General features: G+C 71.3%; 21 protein-coding genes. 9 read left to right on the forward strand and 12 right to left on the reverse strand.

Annotated elements, in window-relative coordinates:
• Positions 1-1,482 precede the first annotated feature (1,482 nt).
• On the forward strand, positions 1,483-2,544 hold the full coding sequence (locus tag EV684_RS22150; RefSeq protein WP_132649521.1) for an integron integrase: 1,062 nt from the start codon (positions 1,483-1,485) through the stop codon (positions 2,542-2,544).
• 32 nt (positions 2,545-2,576) lie between these two features.
• On the opposite strand, the gene EV684_RS22155 is transcribed toward EV684_RS22150, so the two are convergent.
• Entirely contained in the window at positions 2,577-3,020 is a 444-nt protein-coding gene (locus EV684_RS22155; protein WP_132649522.1) for a universal stress protein, read from the reverse strand.
• Positions 3,021-3,219: 199 nt separating this feature from the next.
• On the opposite strand from EV684_RS22155, the gene serC reads away from it, so the two are divergent.
• Positions 3,220-4,302: a 3-phosphoserine/phosphohydroxythreonine transaminase gene (serC, locus tag EV684_RS22160; RefSeq protein WP_132649523.1), complete on the forward strand. Its 1,083-nt coding sequence runs from the start codon at positions 3,220-3,222 to the stop codon at positions 4,300-4,302.
• Positions 4,303-4,327: 25 nt separating this feature from the next.
• Here the strand turns inward: serC and EV684_RS22165 are convergent, their stop codons facing one another.
• Complete coding sequence (locus EV684_RS22165; protein WP_132649524.1) at positions 4,328-4,792, reverse strand: hypothetical protein; 465 nt, start codon at positions 4,790-4,792, stop codon at positions 4,328-4,330.
• Between the two features lie 110 nt (positions 4,793-4,902).
• Positions 4,903-6,735, reverse strand: coding sequence for a sigma-54-dependent Fis family transcriptional regulator (locus tag EV684_RS22170; protein WP_132649525.1), 1,833 nt, complete (start codon positions 6,733-6,735; stop codon positions 4,903-4,905).
• 215 nt (positions 6,736-6,950) lie between these two features.
• Here EV684_RS22170 and EV684_RS22175 point away from each other — a divergent pair, with 215 nt between their 5' ends.
• The 3 genes from EV684_RS22175 (at position 6,951) to EV684_RS22185 (ending at position 9,157) form a co-directional block, all read left to right on the forward strand.
• Complete coding sequence (locus EV684_RS22175; protein WP_200222414.1) at positions 6,951-8,240, forward strand: PQQ-dependent sugar dehydrogenase; 1,290 nt, start codon at positions 6,951-6,953, stop codon at positions 8,238-8,240.
• Between the two features lie 2 nt (positions 8,241-8,242).
• On the forward strand, positions 8,243-8,566 hold the full coding sequence (locus EV684_RS22180) for a c-type cytochrome (protein ID WP_132649526.1): 324 nt from the start codon (positions 8,243-8,245) through the stop codon (positions 8,564-8,566).
• Positions 8,567-8,707: 141 nt separating this feature from the next.
• Positions 8,708-9,157: an OmpA family protein gene (locus tag EV684_RS22185; RefSeq protein WP_132649527.1), complete on the forward strand. Its 450-nt coding sequence runs from the start codon at positions 8,708-8,710 to the stop codon at positions 9,155-9,157.
• A gap of 117 nt (positions 9,158-9,274) precedes the next feature.
• On the opposite strand, the gene argG is transcribed toward EV684_RS22185, so the two are convergent.
• A complete protein-coding gene (gene argG / locus EV684_RS22190; protein WP_132649528.1) occupies positions 9,275-10,618 on the reverse strand; it encodes an argininosuccinate synthase in 1,344 nt (447 codons plus the stop codon).
• A gap of 82 nt (positions 10,619-10,700) precedes the next feature.
• On the reverse strand, positions 10,701-11,408 hold the full coding sequence (locus EV684_RS22195; RefSeq protein WP_132649529.1) for a riboflavin synthase subunit alpha: 708 nt from the start codon (positions 11,406-11,408) through the stop codon (positions 10,701-10,703).
• An 80-nt stretch (positions 11,409-11,488) separates the two neighbouring features.
• On the opposite strand from EV684_RS22195, the gene EV684_RS22200 reads away from it, so the two are divergent.
• The gene (locus tag EV684_RS22200; protein ID WP_132649530.1) at positions 11,489-12,580 is read left to right on the forward strand and encodes a DNA alkylation repair protein; all 1,092 of its coding nucleotides are present in this window, start codon (positions 11,489-11,491) and stop codon (positions 12,578-12,580) included.
• On the opposite strand, the gene EV684_RS22205 is transcribed toward EV684_RS22200, so the two are convergent.
• The 6 genes from EV684_RS22205 to EV684_RS22230 form a co-directional block, all read right to left on the reverse strand.
• Positions 12,577-12,918, reverse strand: coding sequence for an ArsC family reductase (locus EV684_RS22205; protein ID WP_132649531.1), 342 nt, complete (start codon positions 12,916-12,918; stop codon positions 12,577-12,579). The genes EV684_RS22200 and EV684_RS22205 overlap by 4 nt on opposite strands.
• Before the next feature lie 4 nt (positions 12,919-12,922).
• A complete protein-coding gene (locus EV684_RS22210) occupies positions 12,923-13,357 on the reverse strand; it encodes a hypothetical protein (protein ID WP_242478649.1) in 435 nt (144 codons plus the stop codon).
• 109 nt (positions 13,358-13,466) lie between these two features.
• Complete coding sequence (locus tag EV684_RS22215) at positions 13,467-14,600, reverse strand: aminotransferase class V-fold PLP-dependent enzyme (RefSeq protein WP_132649532.1); 1,134 nt, start codon at positions 14,598-14,600, stop codon at positions 13,467-13,469.
• An 82-nt stretch (positions 14,601-14,682) separates the two neighbouring features.
• Positions 14,683-14,991: an H-NS histone family protein gene (locus tag EV684_RS22220; RefSeq protein WP_132649533.1), complete on the reverse strand. Its 309-nt coding sequence runs from the start codon at positions 14,989-14,991 to the stop codon at positions 14,683-14,685.
• 144 nt (positions 14,992-15,135) lie between these two features.
• Positions 15,136-15,909 carry an XDD4 family exosortase-dependent surface protein gene (locus EV684_RS22225; protein ID WP_132649534.1) on the reverse strand — a complete coding sequence of 258 codons (774 nt, stop codon included), beginning with the start codon at positions 15,907-15,909 and terminating at the stop codon, positions 15,136-15,138.
• Between the two features lie 129 nt (positions 15,910-16,038).
• Positions 16,039-17,808 carry a S8 family serine peptidase gene (locus tag EV684_RS22230; protein WP_132649535.1) on the reverse strand — a complete coding sequence of 590 codons (1,770 nt, stop codon included), beginning with the start codon at positions 17,806-17,808 and terminating at the stop codon, positions 16,039-16,041.
• 134 nt (positions 17,809-17,942) lie between these two features.
• Between EV684_RS22230 and EV684_RS22235 the strand changes: the two genes are divergently transcribed.
• A complete protein-coding gene (locus tag EV684_RS22235) occupies positions 17,943-18,950 on the forward strand; it encodes a PDR/VanB family oxidoreductase (protein WP_132649536.1) in 1,008 nt (335 codons plus the stop codon).
• 21 nt (positions 18,951-18,971) lie between these two features.
• Here EV684_RS22235 and EV684_RS22240 read toward each other — a convergent pair whose 3' ends face one another.
• A complete protein-coding gene (locus EV684_RS22240; RefSeq protein ID WP_132649537.1) occupies positions 18,972-20,486 on the reverse strand; it encodes an acetyl-CoA hydrolase/transferase family protein in 1,515 nt (504 codons plus the stop codon).
• Between the two features lie 112 nt (positions 20,487-20,598).
• On the opposite strand from EV684_RS22240, the gene EV684_RS22245 reads away from it, so the two are divergent.
• Both EV684_RS22245 and EV684_RS22250 read left to right on the forward strand, forming a co-directional pair.
• Positions 20,599-21,552 carry a LysR substrate-binding domain-containing protein gene (locus tag EV684_RS22245; RefSeq protein ID WP_132649538.1) on the forward strand — a complete coding sequence of 318 codons (954 nt, stop codon included), beginning with the start codon at positions 20,599-20,601 and terminating at the stop codon, positions 21,550-21,552.
• 38 nt (positions 21,553-21,590) lie between these two features.
• Positions 21,591-21,953 (forward strand): hypothetical protein, encoded by a 363-nt coding sequence (locus EV684_RS22250; RefSeq protein ID WP_132649539.1) that lies wholly within the window; start codon positions 21,591-21,593, stop codon positions 21,951-21,953.
• The last annotated feature ends 28 nt before the right edge of the window (positions 21,954-21,981 follow it).

Raw genomic sequence — 21,981 nt, forward strand, 5'->3', positions numbered from 1 at the left:
CCAATCCATACCGCTTGACCATCTGCGGCCCCGGCATACCCATGTGCAACTCCTTCGGTTAGGTCGGAGTGTCCACCAGAGTGAAACAAGGTCCCAGTCCGGTTGAACGGCCTGTTATGCAAAGCCCCAACGACGGAGCCGCGGTGGTTGTGCGCGGATGAAGGCACCGCGACACCCGCGATGGCCGCACGCAGCAAGGGCGGCGGCGATGGTCGTTACTGCGCGGCCTATGCATACCCCGATTCCAGCACCACCACCGGCCCGCGGCCACTGCGGCGGCGGACCTTGCTCGGCGGCACCCCGCGGGACGGCGCGCCGATGCTTGCGTACCCTGCCAGAGCCTGGCCGCCGCCTGGCGCCGCCGGCGACCCGCCGAACTGAATCGAACTGGCCCTGAAATTAGCCGTTGCATAACGTTTGAGCTAACCGGACCATTGCGGCATGCGGCTAAAGGCCCAGAATGAAATGGCGGGCCTTTAGCCGCATGCCGCAATGGGTCCGGTTGAGCGAATGGTTAGGCCGCACTCTTACCATAGCAGCTTACAGCAACGAAGGAAGTCGCGTTGTGAGCGACAAGCGAGTGCAGAACTGGCTTGCCCAGACCGCTTGAATCGACCACAACTTCAAGTGTCCCGGTGAGTGAATCATCGCCTGCGTCGCTAAACAGGTTCTTCAAACTGCCAGCGAGTCCAGTCTTGAATGGCGTGGTTTTGGTTAGCGGCTTACGTAGTTTGGCGATCAGAGTGTGCGTATGGTCCCCGTTCGTAGCTGAGTCAAACAGCTTGGCCGTCACAGATGCTCCCTGGATCTCAACCTCTGCATTCCCGGACACTGTGACCCAATAGGGAACCAGCTTTTGCGGCTGTGCAGTCGACTCTGCCTTGAGGGAGGCGTGACCCAGCGCAAACGAGCAGGGCGAAGGTTTCCCGGCAAACGCAAGGCCAGGTATTAAGACTGTAAGAAGGGCAAGGCGGTGCATTTGTGCGGCCTAACGTTTGGAGTTGATCGAAATTGCGCGAAGCGCGATTTTCGATCCAACGACTAGTTCGACCTGTAATTTCGCGGGCCGCACATGCGGCAACAGTTCTCGAGGCGCCATTCGACGAGCTCGGATCATCGGCGTTACGTCCACGCTGCAATGTGGGTGCGTCCGCTCAAGTTCACTTGTGTGGCCGCACCCACATCGCAGCGCAAGCTAGCAGATTTTTCGAGCTTCATGAACCTGGCCATTACGCGATACAGTGCTCGGTTCTGCGAAATAGCGAAATTGCTGGTTGAACGTGTTGTATGCGGCGTCCCAACGCCGTTTATCACACCCGACGCTCGCGTAACAGCCCCCAGGCGGGGCGAATCAAGTGCTTGCCGGATCACACTTTTCTCCCTGTTGACCGAGCACGGCAGCGGCGTAAAAGTGATGACGAAAGCGGCGTCGGTTACAGGTCATTCTGGCCGGCGGCCGCCGGCTTGCCAAGGGAGGCCGCCATGGCGTCGTCCACCGCTTGTACTGCTTCAGCCGCAGCGCCCCAGGTCGCTGAATCCCCGGCAGCCGTCGGCGCCGCCCCCGCAGCGGCCGCCCCCCGCCGCCTTCTTGACCAATTCCGCGACGCCCTGCGCAGCTGCCACTACAGCCTGCGCACCGAGCAGGCCTACGTGCACTGGACCAAGGCCTTCATCCGCTTCCACGGCCTGCGCCACCCGGCGACGATGGCCGGGCCCGAGGTCGCGGCCTTTCTCTGCCACCTGGCCGCCGAACGCGGGCTGTCGGTCTCCAGCCACCGCCAGGCGCTGTCGGCGCTGCTGTTCCTCTACGGCAAGGTGCTCGGCCAGTCGCTGCCCTGGATGGACGAGATCGGCCGCCCGGTGCCCAAGCGCCGCCTGCCGGTGGTGCTGTCGGCCGCCGAGGTGGGCACCGTGCTGGCCCGGCTGGACGGCACCCACCGGCTGCTGGGCGAACTGCTGTACGGCACCGGCCTGCGCATCACCGAGGCCCTGCAGCTGCGCGTCAAGGACATCGACTTCACCCAGCGCGCCATCGTCGTGCGCGCCGGCAAGGGCGGCAAGGACCGTGTCGTGATGCTGCCGGCCACGCTGGAGGCGCCGCTGCGCGACCAGTTGCGTGCCGTGCACGCGGTCTGGGCCGAGGACGCCGCGGCCGGCCAGGCCGGCGTGCAGCTGCCCGACGCGCTGGAACGCAAGTACCCGCGCGCCGGCGCCAGCTGGGCCTGGTTCTGGGTCTTCCCGCAGGCCCGCCATTCGGTGGACCCGCGCAGCGGCGTCGTGCGCCGCCATCACCTGGTGCCGGGCACCTTCCAGCGTGCGTTCGCCCGCGCGCTGCAGGCCGCCGGCATCGCCAAGCCGGCCACGCCGCACACCTTGCGCCACAGCTTCGCCACGCACCTGCTGCAGTCGGGCAGCGACATCCGCACCGTGCAGGAGCTGCTGGGCCACGCCGACGTCGCCACGACGATGATCTACACCCACGTGCTGCGCCTGGGCGGCTTCGCGGTGCAGAGCCCGCTCGACAGGCTGGCGCCGGCGCGCTGAACGCCCGCCCGGCGCCGTGCGGCGTCAGGCGCTCAGTGCAGCACCAGCACCGGCAGCTTGCAGCGCGTCATCACGTTCTTCGTGTGCGAGCCGAACAGCAGTTCGCCGAAGACGCCGCGCCCGTGCGTGGCCATCACGATCAGGTCGCACTCGAACTCCTTGGCCGCGTCGACGATGGCCTCGTCGATGGCGTCGGTGCGCAGGAACTTGCCGTGGTAGGCCACGCCCTGCTCCTTGGCCCGCTCGCCGATGCGCGCCAGCACCTGGCGCGCGTGCTGCTCGGTGCGCGCCATGTGGGCGTCGGCGTCGCGCTTGTACACCGACGGGCTGCTGCCCATGTTGGGCAAGGGCGGCATCGGCTCGGCGACGAAGGCCGTCAGCGCCGCGCCCAGCCTGGCCGCCAGGTCGATCGCGGTCTGCGCGGCCTTCTCGGAGAGTTCGGTGCCGTCGACCGGTACGAGCAGGTGCTTGAACATCTCGCTTCCTCTTGGTGCCCCGGGGCCGGGGCTTCGAAACCAGTCTAGGTCCGTACGCCCCCGGCATATTGACCAATCTCAAGACGCAGACCGACCGCCCGCGACGCCGGAACGGGCCGGCTGCGACCGGATCAGAACTGGCCGCCGGCGCGCCCGGGATAATCGCCGTTTCGAGCCACTGCCCCAGGAGATGCTTCCGATGCGCCGCGTCCACAATTTCAGCGCCGGCCCCGCCGCCCTGCCCGAACCGGTGCTGCGCCAGGCCGCCGAGGAAATGCTGGACTGGCACGGCTCCGGCATGTCGGTGATGGAGATGAGCCACCGCGGCAAGCACTTCACGGCCATCGCCGAGGAAGCCGAGACGCTGCTGCGTGAGCTGCTGGCGCTGCCGGCCCACTACAAGATCCTGTTCATGCAGGGCGGTGCGATCGCCGAGAACGCGATCGTGCCGATGAACCTGCTGCGCGGCCACGCCGGCGCCGACTACGTCGACACCGGCGAATGGAGCCGGCGCTCGATCGCCGAGGCCCGCCGCTACGGCCAGGTCAACGTCGTCGCCAGCAACGCCGACAGCGGCTCGGTGTCGATCCCGGCGCGCGAGAGCTGGAAGCTCGACCCGAACGCCGCCTACGTGCACATCTGCACCAACGAGACCATCGGCGGCGTGCAGTACCACTGGACGCCCGACGTCGGCGACGTGCCGCTGGTGGCCGACATGTCCAGCGACATCCTGTCGCGGCCGATCGACGTCTCGCGCTACGGCCTGATCTACGCCGGCGCGCAGAAGAACATCGGCCCCTCGGGGCTGACCATCGTCATCGTGCGCGAAGACCTGCTCGGCGGCGCCCTGCCCTGCACGCCGACGGCCTTCGACTACCAGGTCGTCGCCGAGCACGGCTCGATGTACAACACCCCGCCCACCTATGCGATCTACATCGCCGGGCTGGTGTTCAACTGGCTCAAGGCGCGCGGCGGCCTGGCCGCGATGGCCGAGCACAACCGCGTCAAGGCGGCGCTGCTCTACGACTTCCTGGACTCGACCTCGTTCTACTCGAGCCCGATCGCACGCGACTGCCGTTCGTGGATGAACGTGCCGTTCCGCCTGCACGACAGCGCGCTCGACGCCGCCTTCCTGAAGGGCGCCGACGAACGCGGGCTGGTGCAGCTCAAGGGCCACCGCATCGTCGGCGGCATGCGCGCGTCGATCTACAACGCGATGCCGATCGAAGGCGTGCAGGCGCTGGTGGCCTACATGAAGGAGTTCGAGGCCGCGCACGGCTGAGCGCGCGCGGCCCGGGTGCCGCGGCCTACTGCTCGCGCAGGCGGCGGCGCGGCACGGTGCGCGTCTGGCTCTGGCCGTCGGCGCCGGTCACGGTGATCGTGCGGCCGTCGGCGCTGCGGTCCACGGCGCGCGTGGCGGTCTTGCCGTCCGGGCCGGTGACGGTGCTGCTCTTGTCGCCGTTGTCGCGCGTCACGTCGCGCGTCGCCGTCTTGCCGTCGGCGCCGGTCACGGTGACGGTCTTGTCGTTGCCACTGCGGTCGACCTCGCGGCTGACGGTCTTGCCGTCGGCGCCGGTGACGGTGGTCGACTTGTCGCCGTCGGCACGCGTGGTCTCGCGCTTGAAGGTGCGGCCTTCCGAGCCGGTGACGGTGCTCTGCACGTGCCCGCGTTCGCGCACCACGTCGCGCTGCACGCTGCGTTCACGCGCCGCGGCGCTGCCGGCGGCCAGCGCCAGCACGACGGCCAGACTCACGAGGGACAGTTGCTTCATCGCGGGTTCTCCGGGTGTTCTCGATGACCGTCATTGCAGCGGCGGCGCATTACACCCGATTCGCGACACGTCAAGAAGCTCGGTCCGCTTGAAACAAGGCGTAGGCCAGCTCAGCGCGCCTGCGGTGCCCTGAGATGGCGGTAGACGGTGGTGCGCGAGATGCCCAGCTCGCGCGCCGTGCGGCTGACGTTGCCGCTGCGCTCGAAGACGCGGCGCACACGTTCGCTGGCTTCCTGCTGCAAGGCCGAGCCGGCGGCCGGCGCCAGCGGCGGCAGCAGCGGCTCGACATCGGCCAGCGCCAGGCGCCCGCCGCCGCGGCGCAGCAGCGCGCGCGTCAGCAGCGAGCGCAGCTCGCGGAAGTTGCCCGGCCAGTCGTGCCGCGCCAGCCGCGCGACGGCCTCGTCGTCGATACGCGAAGCGCCGTCCAGCGTCGCCAGCACGCTGCGCACCGCGGCGGCGAAGTCTTCGCGCCGGCGCAGCGGCGGCAGCTCCACGCGCACCGTGTCCAGCCGGTACAGCAGGTCGGCGCGGAAACGCCGCGCGGCCACCGCCTCGGCCAGCGGCACGTGGGTGGCCGCCAGCAGTTGCACGTCCACCCGCCGGCTGGCCGTGCCGCCCACCGGGCGCACCAGGCCGTCGTCGAGGAAGCGCAGCAGCGCCGCCTGCTGCGACAGCGGCAGCTCGCCGATCTCGTCGAGCAGCAGCGTGCCGCCGTCGGCACTGGCCACCAGGCCGACGCTGCCGTCGCGCCGCGCGCCGGTGTAGGCGCCGCCGACATGGCCGAAGAGCTCGGCCTCCAGCAGGCCTTCGGGCAGCGCGCCGCAGTTGACCGCGACGAAGTGCCCGCGCCGCCCGCTCGCCACGTGGGCGTGGCGCGCCAGCAGCTCCTTGCCGCAGCCGGTCTCGCCCTGGATCAGGATCGGCGCCTTCATGCGCACGGCGGCCTCGACGAGGCGGAAGGCGTCGGCCACCGCCGGGTCGTCGGCCACGACGCCCGGCGCGGCGGCGACGGCCGGAGCCACGCTGCGCGGCGCCAGGCGCGGCTGCGGCGGGCGCGCCACCGCGGCGGCATGCAGTGTCGTCCCCCCGTGCGCGCGCAGCGGCGCGGCGCCGTCCTGGCGCCAGCGCGCGGCCAGCGCCTCCCAGCGTTCGCCCAGCAGCGCCTCGCCGGCCGCGCCCGGCGCGGTCGCGCCGTGCAGCAGCTGGGCGGCGCGGGCGTTGGCTGCCAGCAGCCGGCCGGCCTCGTCGAAGGCCAGCAGGCCTTCGTTGGCGGTGCCCAGGAACTCGGGGCGCGTGGCCAGCGCCACCACCCAGCGGCCGCGCATTCGCTGGCGCAGCAGCGCGTTCTCCATCTGCACGGCGGCGATGCGCACCAGCGCCAGCGTGTGGCGCTGGCGCGCGGCGACGTAGGACGAGGCGTCCAGCACGCCGGCCAGCGAGCCGTCGACGTCGTGCACCGGCGCGGCGGTGCAGGAGATGCGGCCCAGGCGCTCGAAGAAGTGCTCGCCGCCGGTCACCGCCACCGCCTGGCCGCTGGCCAGCGCGGTGCCCAGGCCGTTGGTGCCGGCGTCGGCTTCCTGCCAGCGGCTGCCGGCGACGATGCCGTCGCCGTCGTCCATGCGAAAGCGCGAGTCGGTGCGCAGGTCGAGGATCACGCCGTCGGCGTCGGCGAAGGCGAGCAGGAAGTTGGAGCCGGCGATCTGCGGCACCAGCGCCTCCATCTGCGCCAGCGCCAGCCGGCGCACGCCGCCGGCGCGTTCGCGCCGCCGCGCCAATTCGGCGCCGTCGACCACCGGCACCTGCACCGCGGCGCCGGCCTGCAGCCCGGCGGCGGCGCAGCGTGCCCAGCTCTGCAGGATCAGCGCATCGGGGTCGCCGTCCGCGCCCAGCGCCGCGGCGCGGCGGGCCAGCGCCGGGTCGGCCGTGCAGAGGTCCTGTTGCATCGAAAGCTCCTCGTGCCGGCTGACGCACGGCTGTTTCGTTTCTGGACACCGTGAACGACCGGTGTCGCGCGGCGCGACACCCGGGGCGTGCTCACCTGCCTCGCACGAGGCCGGCGGACTGCGGGTGAACCCCGGGTGGAACGACCGTTGCAGACGGCGGACCTTGCGCCGAAACCGGCGCCTTCGTCCATTGGAGAACACGAGAGGAGACCGTCATGCCCATCAGCCACCCGCGCCGGATGCCGCTGCGCCTGGCCTGCGTTCCCGTCGCCGCCGCCGCGCTCGCGCTGGCCGCGCCGCACGCCGGCGCGCAGACCGCGATCGACAAGCTCAAGCAGTTCAAGGTGGCGACGACCGACCTGAACATCCCGCAGGTGCCGCAGACCGGGCGCAACGCCGACGCGATCCGGCAGAACCTGCAGCGCGTCAAGCTGCCGCCGGGCTTCTCGATCGAACTCTTCGCCGTCGTGCCCGACGCACGCCACATGGCGGTGGCGCCGAGCACCAACATGCTCTTCGTCGGCACGCGCAAGACCAGCGTCTGGGCCGTCACCGACCGCAACAGCGACGGTGTCGCCGACGAGGTGAAGTCCTTCGCGCCGAGCCTGAAGTTCCACAACCCGAACGGCGTCTGCTGGACGAAGGACGGCTTCCTGATCGTCGCCGAACACAACCGGGTGCTCAACTTCCCGGCCGCCGAGTTCTTCTACGAAGGCCCGGACGTCGCCGTCATCGAGGTCGTCGGCCAGGGCAAGCTGATCCCGCCCGAGGAGGAGAGCTTCAACCACGGCGCACGCACCTGCCGCGTGGGCCCCGACGGCAAGCTCTACGTCACGCTGGGCCAGCCCTTCAACGTGCCGGCGCGCGACAAGCTGGACCTGTACCGCCAGTGGGGCATCGGCGGCATCGTGCGCATGAACGCCTTCGACGGCAGCGGCCGCGAGGTCTTCGCCACCGGCGTGCGCAACTCGGTGGGCATGGACTTCAACCCCAAGGACGGCAGCCTCTGGTTCACCGACAACCAGACCGACGGCATGGGCGACGACATCCCCACCGGCGAGATCAACCGCGCGACCAAACCCGGCCAGTTCTTCGGCTACCCGTGGAAGCAGGGCCGCACGCGCATCACCGAGTTCGGCTACGACAAGGATCCGCTGCCGCCCAACATCACCGACCCGCAGGTCTACACCGACGCCCACGCGGCCGACCTGGGCATGGCCTTCTACACGGGCCAGGCCTTCCCGGAGAAGTACCGCGGCGGCTTCTTCACCGCCCAGCACGGCTCGTGGAACCGCACCAGGCCGATCGGCGCACGCGTGCTCTTCACCTCGCTGAAGGCCGACGGCACGGCCGACAAGACCGAGGTCTTCGCCGAAGGCTGGCTGGACGCCAGCGGCATCTACCGCGGGCGGCCGGTCGACGTGGCGATGGCCAAGGACGGCTCGCTGCTGATCAGCGACGACTTCGCCGGCGCGATCTACCGCGTCAGCTACCAGGCGCCGTGACGATGGCGCCCTGGTGGCTGGCCGCCGCGGTGGCGGCCGGGCTGGGGGCCACCGGGCCGGCCGCGGCGCAGGACGCGGCGGCCGGGCGCGCCAAGGCGCAGGCCTGCAGCGTCTGCCACGGGACCATGGGCGTGGCCGTGCACCCGGAGGCGCCCCACCTCGCCGGCCAGCCCGCGGCGTATCTCGAGACGCAGCTGCGCCACTACCGCAACGGCCAGCGCCAGCACCCGGTGATGAACGTCATCGCCAGGCCGCTGTCGGACAGCGACATCGAGAACCTGGCCGCCTGGTTCGCGTCGATCCGGGTCGACGCGCAAGGGCGTTGAGGCGCGCGGCCCGCCCTCGTGCGGGCCGCGTGCCATCGTTTCGCGTGCAACGGTGCGCAACCGAAGGCGGCTGCGGCGCGTGCCTCGCACGCGCCGCACGTGCAGAATGGGACGGAAGACGTTCCATTCGAGAGAAGCCCGATGCAAGCCCCCCGCCTGTCCCTCGCCCTGCTGTGCCTGCTGGCCGCAGGCGCCGCGATGCCGGCGCCGGGCGACGAAGCCGTCCCGCCGCTCGTGCCCAGCACGCAGAAGAGCGAGGTCAAGACCCAGACCGCGTCGCTGCCCGCACGCGGCCTGTTCGACGGCGACAAGCTCTCGGCCGACGGCCGTCAGCGCCTGGCCGAACTGGTGCTCGACGCGCTGGGCCTGCAGGTCGAGGTGGCGCTGCTGGTGCCCACCGGCCCGTGGAAGATCGACGGCAGCCACCGCGACGAACGCGCGCTGACGCCGGCCCGGCTGGACGCCGTCAAACGTTTCCTCGCCGACCGCGGCATCGACCCGAAGCACATCTTCGTCGAGAGCCGCATCGACCAGAAACTCGCCGAACCCCGCCTGGACGTGCAGATCGTCGGTCGGCCGCAGCAGGACTGACGCGCCGGCCGCGCAGCGGACGGCATCGTCCGTTCACTCCGTGAACGACTGACGCGCCGGCAGCCACAACAAAAAAGCCGCCCGAGGGCGGCTTTTGTCATCGTGCGCAGACCGTGATCACTCGCCTTCGGGCGAAGACAGCAGCGGGATCGCGCCGCCGCTGCTGCTGCCCAGCAGCCCGGTGCGGCTGTAGACGCCCAGCTTGTCGCGCGTGTCGACGATGTCCAGGTTGCGCATCGTCAGCTGGCCGATGCGGTCGGCCGGCGTGAAGGCGGCGTCCTCGACCTTCTCCATCGACAGGCGCTCGGGCTTGTAGGTCAGGTTGACGCTCTGCGTGTCCAGCAGCGACCAGTCGTTGCCGCGGCGCAGCTCGATCCAGACCTCGCCGGTGACGGCGCGTGCCACCCAGCGCTGCGCGGTCTCGCGCAGCATCAGGCACTGCGGGTCGAACCAGCGGCCCTGGTAGAGCAGGCGGCCGAGCTTGCGGCCGTTCAGGCGGTACTGCTCGATCGTGTCCTCGTTGTGGATGCCGGTGACGAGGCGCTCGTAGGCGATGTGCATCAGCGCCATGCCCGGGGCTTCGTAGATGCCGCGGCTCTTGGCCTCGATGATGCGGTTCTCGATCTGGTCGCACATGCCCAGGCCGTGGCGGCCGCCGATGCGGTTGGCTTCCTCGAACAGCTCGACCGCGCTGGCGAAGCTGCGGCCGTTGATCGCCACCGGCACGCCTTCCTCGAAGCGCACGCTGACGGTCTCGGCCTTGACCTCGACGTCCTCGCGCCAGAAGGCCACGCCCATGATCGGGTTGACGATCGTGAGGCCCTTGTTCAGGAACTCCAGGTCCTTGGCCTCGTGCGTCGCGCCCAGCATGTTGCTGTCGGTGCTGTAGGCCTTCTCAACGCTCATCTTGTAGTCGAAGCCGTTGGCGACGAGGTACTCGCTCATCTCCTTGCGGCCGCCGAGTTCGTCGATGAAGGTCTGGTCCAGCCACGGCTTGTAGATGCGCAGCGCCGGGTTGGCGAGCAGGCCGTAGCGGTAGAAGCGCTCGATGTCGTTGCCCTTGTAGGTGCTGCCGTCGCCCCAGATGTTGACGTCGTCCTCCTTCATCGCCACGACCAGCGCGGTGCCGGTGACGGCACGGCCCAGCGGCGTGGTGTTGAAGTAGGTCGCGCCGCCGGTGCTGATGTGGAAGGCCGAGCACTGGATCGCGGCGATGCCTTCGGCCACCAGCAGCGCGCGGCAGTCGACGAGGCGCGCGGTTTCGGCGCCGTACTCCAGCGCCTTCTTCGGGATCGCGTCGTAGTCGCTCTCGTCGGGCTGGCCGAGGTTGGCGGTGTAGGCGCAGGGGATGGCGCCCTTGGCGCGCATCCAGTGCACCGCGGCGCTGGTGTCCAGGCCACCGGAGAAGGCGATGCCGACGCGCTCGCCGACGGGCAGGTTTTGGAGGATCGTGGCAGACATGGTGCGGGCTCGAAGGGACGGAGAAAAATCGGGGCGCGGCGCGGCCGGGCGACCCGCGATTGTCGCAAGGTTCGCGCGGGTGTCAGCGAGGCAGCTTGGGCGCGCCGCCGGCCAGCGCCTCGGGGTTCAGGCCGCGCTCGCGCAGCAGCGACTCCAGCGCCGGCAGCAGCGGCCCCAGGCGCTCTTCCAGCGTCGCGCGCACGGTGTCGACGAAGACCTGGGTCGCGCGCTCGATCTCGACGTTCAGCGCGGCGCCCGGCGCCTTCTCGCCGAAGGTCGTCTGGCGCAGCGTCTCGGGGATCAGCCAGACCTCGAACCAGCCGGCCTCGCGGTCGGCCTCGGCCACCGTCAGGCTGGCGCCGTTGATCGCGATGTAGCCCTTGGGGAAGACGTAGCGCATCCACGGCGCCGGCACGGCGATGCGCAGCACGTGGTTGTTCTCGGGCTGGCGCAATTCGGCCACCGTGGCGGTGAAGTCGACGTGGCCCGACAGCGGGTGGCCGCCGATCTCGGCGCCGTCCCTGGCGGCGCGTTCGACGTTGACGCGGCTGCCTTCGGCCAGCGTGCCCAGCGTCGTCAGCGACAGGCTCTGCTGCATGACGTCGAAGCGCGCGGCGTCGGCGCCTTCGAGCTCGGTGACGGTCAGGCAGACGCCGTCGACGGCGACGCTGGCGCCGATCGCCAGGCCGTCGGCGAAGCCGGGCGGAAACCGCAGCGTGAAGCTGCGCAGGCCGGGCCGGTCGGCGAGCGCGGCGACGGTGGCGATGCCTTGGACGATGCCGGTGAACATGGGTGGTGCGAGGCAGGGGCCGCAAGCGCGGCGAAGCCGCCGAGCTTAGCGCACGGCGTGCGGGCGCTTATCGTCGGCGCATGGCCGAGCCGTTCAAGAACCTCATCTCCCCGGCGCTCGTGGCGCGCATGGCCGCGCGGCTGGCAGCCGCCGGCCCGGGTTTCGACGCCGCCGCCTTCGAGCACCGGGCTGCCGACGGCCTGGAGGCGCTGGAGCTGAAGGCGCGCACGCTGCAGCTCTGCGCCGCACTGGAGGCGACGCTACCCGCGGACTTCGGCGCCGCCGCCGACCGGCTGGACGCGGCGATGAGCGGCGACGACGGCCTGGAGGGCTGGGCGCTGTGGCCGGTCGGCGAGTACGTCGCACGCCGCGGCCTGGGCCAGCCCGAACGTGCGCTGGCGACGCTGCACCGGCTGACGCGGCGTTTCACCGCCGAGTTCGCGATCCGGCCCTTCATCGTCGAGCACCCGGCGCTGGTCTGCACGACGCTCGCGCGCTGGGCCGAGGACCCCGACGAACACGTGCGCCGCCTGGTCAGCGAAGGCACACGCCCGCGCCTGCCCTGGGGGCTGCGGCTGGCGGCGCTGGTGGCCGACCCGTCGCCCAGCCTGCCGCTGCTGCGCCGGCTGCAGGACGACCCCAGCGAGTTCGTGCGCCGCAGCGTCGCCAACCACCTCAACGACATCGCCAAGGACCACCCGGAGATCGTCGTCGACTGGGTGCGCGAACACCTGCCCGGTGCCACGCGCGAACGCCGCGCGCTGCTGCGCCACGCCAGCCGCACGCTGGTGAAGAAGGGCGACGCCGCGATGCTGGCGCTGTGGGGCCACGGCGAAGACTTCGTCGGCGACGCGGTGCTGGAACTGGCGCCGCCGCGGCTGGCCGTCGGCGAGACGCTGGGGCTGTCGCTGACGCTCGCCAGCCGCGCGGCGGTGGCGCAGCGCCTGGTCGTCGACTACCTCGTGCACCACGTCAAGGCCGACGGCCGGCGCACGCCCAAGGTCTTCAAGGGCTGGCAGATCGATCTGGCGCCGGGCGCGACGCTCGCGCTGGCCAAGCGCCACTCGATGAAGCTCGTGACGACGCGGCGCTACTTCGCCGGCGCGCACCGCGTCGACATCCAGGTCAATGGCCGCGTCGTCGCCGGCGCGGAGTTCGATCTGGCGCTCTAGAAGCCGGCCCAGCGCGCGGCGTCGAAGCCGACGCTGATGCGGCCGTCGTCCCATTCGACGACCGGACGCTTGATGACGCTGGCCTGGGCCAGCATCAGCGCGCGCGCCGAGGCGGCGTCCACGACGCCGGCGCGCACGGTCTCGTCGAGCTTGCGCCAGGTCGTGCCCTGGCGGTTGACCAGCGGCTCCCAGCCGAGCGCGGCAATCCAGGCATCGAGCCGCGCCTCGGGCACGCCGGCCTTCTTGAAGTCGTGGAAGCCGTAGTCGCGGCCCTGCTCGGCGAGCCAGGCGCGGGCGCGTTTGACGGTGTCGCAGTTGGGAATGCCGTAGACGATCATGGGCTCAGTCTCGTGGGTCGAACGGGTGGTCGCAGCGCGGGTCGGGGCCGAAAGCGCCGTCGCGCACGATACCGTCGTCGCCGATCGAGATCTGGAACCACCAGCAGTCGTTGGTCAGGTAGCGCCAGGACCAGACCTCGCCGCCCTGCCAGCCGCCACCGCGGCGTTCACCCGGGCGGCCCAGCGTGCGCAGCAACTCGGCGCGCGACATGCCGGGCAGACGGCCCTGCACCGCCATCAGGTTCTCTTCGGTCAGCACCTGCTGGGTGGCGACGACACGGCCGTCGGCCGCGACGTCGATCATCCAGGTCGTGCGGCCGAAGGGGCCGGTGGCGTACTCCAGCCGGGTCAGGCCGTCGGCCAGCGTGTAGCGCGAGGTCGGCGGGCCCCAGTGGGCCAGCGTCTGCGGCTCGGTCCAGCCGGGCTGGGGCGGCTTCATCGCCGCGCAGCCCGCAAGGGCGGCGGCAACGAGCAGGGGAACGAGCAGGCAGCGCATGGCGGGCATGCCGGCAACCGGCGGGCCGGGACTCGGCCCGCCGTGCCCAGGCTCAGGCCGGCTTGACCGTGTCCAGCGCCTTCACCAGCCGCGCCACCGCGGCGTCGACGTCGGCCAGCTTGTCCAGGCCGAACAGGCCGATGCGGAAGGTCTTGAAGCCGGCCGGCTCGTCGCACATCAGCGGCACGCCCGAGGCGGTCTGCAGGCCCTGGGCGACGAAGGCCTTGCCGGTCTGGATGGCGTCGTCGTCGGTGTAGGCGACGACGACACCCGGGGCCTCGAAACCCGGCGCGGCGACGCTGGGCAGGCCGCGTTCGGCGAGCAGCGCACGCACGCGGCGGCCCAGTTCGAACTGGGCGTCGCGCAGCTTCGTGAAGCCGATCTCGCGCGTCTCGAGCATCACGTCGCGCGTGCGCGTCAGCGCGTCGGTCGGCATCGTCGCGTGGTAGGCGTGGCCGCCGGCCTCGTAGGCGTCGACGATCTGCAGCCACTTCTTCAGGTCGGCGGCGAAGCTGGTGCTGGTGGTGGCGCCGATCGCCTCGCGTGCACGTTCGCTGAACATCACGAAGGCGCAGCAGGGCGAGCCGCTCCAGCCCTTCTGCGGCGCGCTGATCAGGATGTCGACGCCGGTGGCGCGCATGTCCACCCAGGCCGCACCCGAGGCGATGCAGTCGAGCACGAACAGGCCACCGACCTCGTGCACCGCGTCGGCCACGGCCTTCAGGTAGTCGTCGGGCAGCAGGATGCCGGCAGCGGTCTCGACGTGCGGCGCGAAGACCACGTCCGGGCGCTGCGCGCGGATCGTGGCCACGACGTCGGCGATCGGCGCCGGCTCGAACGGCTGCTTCGCGCCTTCGGCGACCGGGCGCGCCTTCAGCACCGTGTGTTCGGCCGGGATCGCGCCCATCTCGAAGATCTGCGTCCAGCGGTAGCTGAACCAGCCGTTGCGGATGACCAGCGCCTTGCGCCCGGTGGCGAACTGGCGCGCCACCGCTTCCATGCCGAAAGTGCCGCTGCCGGGCACGATGGCGACGGCGTGCGCGCCGTAGACCTCTTTCAGCGTCGCCGACAGGTCGCGCATCACGCGCTGGAACTTCTGCGACATGTGGTTGACGGCGCGGTCGGTGAACACCACCGAGTACTCGAGCAGGCCGTCGGGATCGAGGTCGGGCAGCAATCCGGGCATGGAACTTCCTTGGGCGCCCGCGGGGCGCGTGAACGAGCCGGGCAGCTTAGCACCGGCCCCTGCCGCACCCGGATGAGGGACGTCAGCCGCGCTTGCGGCGCGGCACGGCGGCGTCGATGCGGAAGTCCTCCAGCCGCGCGCCCGCGGCGATGGCGTCACGCAGCCAGTGCGGACGCGGGCCGCGGCCGCCCCAGACACGGCCGGCGCCGTCGCGGTACTTGGGCTCGCCGCTGGGGGCCGCGCGGCCGAACAGTTCCTGCGGCGTCAGCGCCCACTCGGCGATGGCCCGGCGCGTCTGGGCAACGACCTCGGCGCGCTCGGCGCTTTTCAAGGCTTCGGCCTGGGACTGCAGCTGCGCGATGCGCTCCTGCAACTGCGCATAGGTCGGCATCGATCTCCTCTCGTCGCGTACACGCGAACGAGAAAGATTCTAGGGACCGCTCCCGGCAGGGCCGGGCGGTGCGTCCCTCCGATGCCGGACGCGGCCCGGCCGCAACACGAAGCCCGCGGCGCGGGCTCCGCGAAGGCCCGCAGATCAGCCGCGGCGACGGCGGCGCGCCGCCGCCAGGCCCAGCAGCGCGCTGCCGGCCAGCGCCAGCGTCGCCGGCTCGGGCACGTCCGTGCCGCCGCCACCGTTGTCGTCCAGCGTGCCGGCGAAGTTGGGCTCGTCCAGCGCGGTGCCGTACTGGAAGGTCACCTTGGAGATCGCATCCAGGTCCAGCGGGCCCGCCACGTCGAACAGGAAGATCACCGAGCCGGTCGTCAGCGGGCTGTTGAAGACACCGCCGCCGTTGTTGTTCTGGCCGGTGCCGGTGCTGCGATCGTCGCCCGGCGAGGTGATGCCGTATTGCAGGCCGTCAGGCGACTCCGGACCGTACAGATTGGAGTCGACGTCGAAGCGGTCCTTGGGGCCGAAGATGTTGCCCAGGCCGGAACTCGAGATGCCCATGTGGGCGCCGTAGGCCGAGATCGCGTCGTCGAAGGCCCATTCGCCGCCGACGTTGGTGCCGGCGTCGCTGACCCACTGCGTGCCCTTGTAGGTCGTGCCGCCGCTGATCGCCGACACGGGGCTCAGCGTGACACCGCCGCCGAGGTCGAAGAAGACCGCCGTCAGCACCTGGTCAGCCACCCGCACGTCGGAAGTTCCGGTGTTGGCGAGCACCACCTTCAGCTGGCTGCCCACGAGATCGAACGAGACCGAGGCCGACAGATTGTTCTGCGAGCCACTGAAACTCACCGGGGCAGCCCATGCGCCGGTGCAGGCACATGCGGCCAGGGCGAGAGAGATCAGTTTCTTTTTCACCGGCATTCCAGGCAGTTGTGACAACTGGTCACGCAACCGCAAGGACGATGCCAACAGTCCTAAGTCCTTGTCGCTGAATAGGGGAGTGACGCCACCGGAACAGCGGCGGCGCCCCTATGTAAAACAGATCGACAGTCAGCGCACGACGTTCACGGTGACGGACGCCGAGGCGCTGTTGCCGGCGGCATCGGTGGCCACGGCTTTCAGGGTGTGGCTGCCGGCGCGCAGGCGTTTCGTGTTCCAGGCATAGGACAGCGTCGAGCCGCTGCCGCTGGCGGCGAGCTTGCCGTCGACATAGAGCTGGTGGCGGATGCCCGCCGCCCCGCTGTCGTCGCTGGCGCTGACGCTGACGCCCACCGTGCCGCTGACGCTGCCGGCCACCGGGTTGACCAGCGCGACCTTGGGCGCGGTGGTGTCGGCCGCCGGGGTGGACACGGCGTTCGCGACATTGACCGTCACCGTCGCCGACGTGGCGCGGTTGCCGGCCGCGTCGTAGGCGGTGGCGACGAGCGAGCGGCTGCCGTTGGCGACGCCGGTCGTGTCCCAGGCGAAAGCGAACGGCGCCGAGCCGTCGATGCCGACGGTGCTGCCGCCGGCACTGAGTTCCACCCGCGCGACACCGACGTTGTCGCTGGCGGCGACGTCGACGGTGACCGTGCCGGAGACCGTGCTGCCGGCGCCCGGCGAGCCGATGGCGACCGCCGGAGCGCTCGTGTCGGCCGCAGGCGCCGCGGCGACGGCCGCCGCGACGGCGGCCGCGGCATCGACCCGGCCATGGCCGAAGTTCGTGTCGCGCCCGGCCGTGCCCAGATCCTGGGCGCTGGCGTACAGCAGGCTCTCGATCGTCGTGTTCGGCAGGTCCGGCCGGCTGGCCATCATCAGCGCGACGACGCCGGCGGTGATCGGGCTGGCGAACGAGGTGCCGCTCCAGGCGGAGTAGCCGCCGCCCCGGTTGGTCGTCCAGATGCCGGATCCGGGCGCGGCCAGTGCGACGAACGCGCCATAGTTGGACCAGCTGGTGCGCTTGTCGGCGCTGTCGGTCGCCGAGACCGGGATCATCGCCGTCGTCGCCGCGAAGCCGGGGTCCTTGCCGTCGTTGCCGGCGGCGACGACGACCAGGCCGCCCTTGCCACGCAGGTAGTTGGCCGCGCTGGCGACGGTGGAGCTGCCCGCCACGCCGTTGTAGCTGATGTTGGCGACTCGCGCGCCGTGGTCGGCGGCCCAGGTCAGGCCCTGGGCGACGGTGCTCCAGTAGGCGTAGGCGTTGGCGTCGGCGATGCGCACCGGCATCAGGTTGGCCTTGCCGGCGACGGCGGCGACGCCGGTGGCGTTGTCGCTGGTGGCCGCGGCGGCACCGGCCACCGCGGTGCCGTGTCCGTTGGCATCGCTGGTGTCGGCGTTGCCGTCGTAGAAGTTCCAGCCCGCGACCATGCGCGCCGCCAGGTCGGGGTGCTTGCCGTCGATGCCGCTGTCCAGGATCGCGATCGTCACGCCGGCACCTTGCGACAGGTCCCAGGCGGAGGCTGCGCCGATCGTGCCCAGATGCCATTGGCTGCCGAGGTACGGGTCGTTGACGGCATAGGCCGGCGCGATGCGGCGGTCGAGTTCGGCGAACTTCAGCAGCCGGTGGCGCGCCAGACGCTGCTGCACCGCACGCTCGGACACGCCGGCCGGCAGGTCGACGACGTAGAGCTCGCTCTGCCCCATCTTGCGTGCCTGGCCGCCGTGCACCGCCAGCAGCGCGCGGAAGTCGGCGGCCGGCAGGCCGGCGCGGGGCGACAACAGCACGCGGCGCGCCGCCCAGGTGTCGTCGGCTGCGGCCGCCGGAGCGACGGCGAGGCCGAAGGCGGCAAGCGCCACCGCAGCAGCGACGGCACGGGGCAGGCAGGGCGGGAGTCGTCTCATGGTGATCGTGTTCTCGTTTCTTGGCGGTGAGGCCGGGCGGCCGCTCAGCCCTGCTTCGACCGGCGATCGCACCGGGTTGAGCCCGGGCTGGTTTCAAGCCGTAAGCCGGGCCCGGCGTTTGCCCGCTGAAGACGATGCTGTCCACACCCGAACTGGCGTCGCCTGCGGCCGGCGCCGCAGCCCGCGGGGCCGAGATCGACGTGCGCATCGCGCACCGCGAAGCCGAGACCGCCGACGTCGCCGTCTTCCACCTCGTTGCCGCCGACGGCGCGGCCTTGCCGGCCTTTGCCGCCGGCGCCCACGTCGAGCTGCACCTTCCCAACAGCCTGACACGCCAGTACGCGCTGTGCAACGGCCCCCACGACAGCGGCCGCTACGTCATCGCGGTGCTGCGCGCGCCGGCCTCGCGAGGCGGCTCGTCATGGCTGCACGACGAGGCGCAGGTCGGCCAGCGCCTGCGCCTGGTGCCACCGCGCAACCGCTTCGCGCTGGCGCACGAGGCCACGCACCACGTGCTGGTGGCCGGCGGCATCGGCATCGCGCCGATCGTCGCGATGGCCGACCGGCTGGCGGTGGCCGACGCCTCGTTCGAGCTGCACTACTGCGCCCGATCGCCCGAGCGCGCCGCGTTCCGCCGCCGCATCCTCGGCGCGACCTGGGCGCCGCGCGCCTTCTGGCACTTTCTCGACGGCCCGCACGCCGCGCCGACGGCGCTGGACCCGGTGCTCGACGCGCACCCGGCCGGCACCCATCTCTACGTCTGCGGCCCGGAAGGCTTCATGGCCTGGGTGCTGGGCGCAGCGCGCGCCGCCGGTTGGGACGAGGCGCGGCTGCATCGCCAGTACTTCAGCGCCACGGTGGGGGTCGCGCCGCACGATGCCGACTTCGAGCTGATGCTGGCCGGCAGCGGCCGCAGGCTGCGGGTGGCCCGCGGGCGCAGCGTGGTGCAGGCGCTGGCCGAAGCCGGCGTCGTCGTGCCGACCTCCTGCGGCCAGGGCGTCTGCGGCCGCTGCGTGACACGCGTGCTCTCGGGCGAGCCCGAGCACCGCGACGCCTTCCTGACGCCGGCCGAACGTGCGGCCGGCGACTTCACGCCCTGCGTGTCGCGCGCCCGCGGCGCGCGGCTGGTGCTGGACCTCTAGCGCCGGGGCTTACGCCGGGGCTCACATGCCGCGCCCGGCCAGGGCGCGCAGATGCCAGGAGAAGGCTTCGTCCAGCAGGTGCGGCGTGTGCTGGCCCGGCGAGCCCTTCAGCGCGCGGCGGTAGTAGTCGCGCAGCGCGGGCTTGAAGTCGGGGTGGGCGCAGCGTTCGATGATCGTCTCGGCACGCTGCTTGGGCGACAGGCCGCGCAGGTCGGCCAGGCCCTGCTCGGTGACCAGCACCTGCACGTCGTGCTCGGTGTGGTCGACGTGCGGCACCATCGGCACGATGCACGAGATCGTGCCGCCCTTGGCGGTGGACGGCGTCATGAACATCGACAGATAGGCGTTGCGCGCGAAGTCGCCCGAGCCGCCGATGCCGTTCATGATCTGCGAGCCCATCACGTGCGTCGAGTTGACGTTGCCGTAGATGTCGGCCTCGATCATGCCGTTCATCGCGATGATGCCCAGGCGGCGGATGACCTCGGGGTGGTTGCTGATCTCCTGCGGGCGCAGCAGGATGCGCTCGCGGTAGAAGGCCAGGTTCTCGCGGAACTCCTTCAACGCGTCGGTCGACAGCGACACCGCGGTGGCCGAGGCGAAGGCCAGCTTGCCGCTCCTGAGCAGCTGCAGCATGCCGTCCTGCAGCACCTCGGTGTAAGCGCTGAGGTTCTCGAACGGGCCGTCCTCCAGCCCGGCGAGCACCGCGTTGGCGATGTTGCCGACACCCGACTGCAGCGGCAGCAGCTCCGGCGGCAGCCGGCCCTTCTTCACCTCGTGCTGCAGGAACTCGAGGATGTGGCCGGCGATGCGGCGCGAGTTCTCGTCGGGGGCGCTGAACTGCGTGTTGCGGTCGCCGGCGTGGGTCTCGACGATGGCGACGATCTTGTCCGGGTTGACGCGGAAGGTCGGCTCGCCGATGCGGTCGCCCGGCGCCACCAGCGGGATCGGCTTGCGGTGCGGCGGGCGCTGGGTGCCGTAATAGATGTCGTGCATGCCCAGCAGGTTCAGGTCCTGCGCCGAGTTCACCTCGAGGATGATCTTGTCGGCGGTGTCCAGCCAGGTCTTGTTGTTGCCGATCGAGGTCGACGGGATCAGCCGGCCGTCCTCGGTGATGCCGGTGACCTCGACGACGGCCACGTCCAGATGGCCGAGGAAGCCGAACCAGACGAACTGCGCGACATGCGAGAGGTGGATGTCGATGTACTCCATCTCGCCGGCGTTGATGCGCTGGCGGCACACCGGGTCGCTCTGGTAGGGCAGGCGCATCTCGACGCCGGCCACGCTGGCCAGCGCGCCGTCGAGTTCGGGCGCGGTCGAGGCGCCGGTCCAGATGCCGACCTTGAAGCGGTCGCCCTCGGAGTTGGCCTGGTGGATGCGCCGCGCCAGCGCGCCCGGGATCGCCTTCGGGTAGCCCGCCCCGGTGAAACCGCTCATGCCGATGTTGTCGCCTTTTCGGATCAGGGCGGCCGCTTCGTCGGCGGACATGATGCGCTTGCGCAAGGCGGGACAGAGGACGCGGCTTTCGGCTTGGGTCATACGTCGGGAACGGGTTACAAGGCGGTTACGCGAGCGCGGCAATGTAGAGCCCGCTCAGAACGCCGGCAAACAAGCATTTATGATTCGACGCACAAGCTGCGCTTAACTGTCGATGACCCGCCGCATGCCCGCGCTGGCGCTGTTGCGCACCTTCGAGGTCGCGGCGCGGCACCTCAGCTTCAAGCAGGCGGCCGCCGAGCTGCACGTCACGCCGGCCGCCGTCAGCCAGCAGATCCGCAGCCTGGAAGCCGAGCTCGGTGTCGTGCTCTTCGAGCGCCTGACACGCGCGGTGCGCCTGAGCCCGCGCGGCGAGGCCCTGCTGCCCAAGGTGCGCGAGGGCCTGGCGCTGCTGGCCGATGCGGTGGAGCTGGCCTGCACGCCGGCCGCGGCCGAGGTGTTGAGCGTCATCGCACCGCCCTCCTGGGCCAGCCACTGGCTGCTGCCGCGCCTGCCCGACTTCTACGCCCGCCATCCGGAGGTCGAGGTCCGGCTGGCCAGCAGTTCCGAGGCGGTCGACCACACCGGGGCAGCCCAGGTGCTCGCGGCGCTGGCGCGCGCGCCGGGTGACGGCCGCGGCGAACTCGCCGTCGTCTTCGGCAGCGGGCGTTACGCCGGCTGGCGCGTCGACGCGCTGCTCACGCCCGAGTACCTGCCGGTCTGCGCGCCGACGCTGGCGCGCGCCGGGGCCCCGCTGGCGGTGCCGGCCGACGTCGCCCGCCACGTGCTGATCCACGACGACACGCTGAACCACGCCGGCGACGGGTCCTGGGGCTGGCACCGCTGGCTGCAGGCCGCGGGCCTGGACCGCCGGGCGGCTGCCGGCGGACGCCATTTCTCCAATGCGGTGCTGGCGATCGAGGCGGCGCTCGCCGGCCAGGGTGTCGCGCTGGCCGCGCGGCCCATCGTCGCCGGCCACCTGGCCTGCGGCGCGCTCGTCGCGCCCTTCCCGCTGGCCATCCCCTCGCCCTACACCTACTGTCTCGTGGGCCGGCGCCACGCCGCCGAGCGGCCGGCGATGGCGGCGTTCCGCCAGTGGCTGGTCGAGGCCTCGCGCCGGGAGACCTGAAGCCGGGACCTGCATCGCCGGCTGGTTATGCTCGGCGGATGCGCCGCACCCGCCACGCCGCCCGACGCCCCGCCCCGCTGGGGCTGGCGTTCGTGTTCGTGCTCGCGCTGCTGGCGGCGCAATGGCTGGGCCTGGCGCACACGGTGCTGCACGCACCGGCCCCGGCACAGCAGCACGCCGAGCCGCACGACCACGGCCTGGCTGCGCTGTTCGCCGGCCACGACGAGGGCGGCAGCGACTGCCGGCTCTACGACCAGCTCGCGCACGCCGAGCCGCTGCCTCCGGCGCTGCCGGTGCTGGACACGCTGCCGGCGGCACCGCCGCGCGTGGCCGCCGGCAACTCGCACGACGGCGCCGCCAGCGGCACGCCCTACGCCGCACGCGCCCCGCCGCGGGCCTGAGCGCGCGCCGTCAGGCGCTGGTCTCCTG

Source organism: Rubrivivax gelatinosus (assembly GCF_004340905.1).
Classification (GTDB): domain Bacteria; phylum Pseudomonadota; class Gammaproteobacteria; order Burkholderiales; family Burkholderiaceae_C; genus Rubrivivax; species Rubrivivax gelatinosus.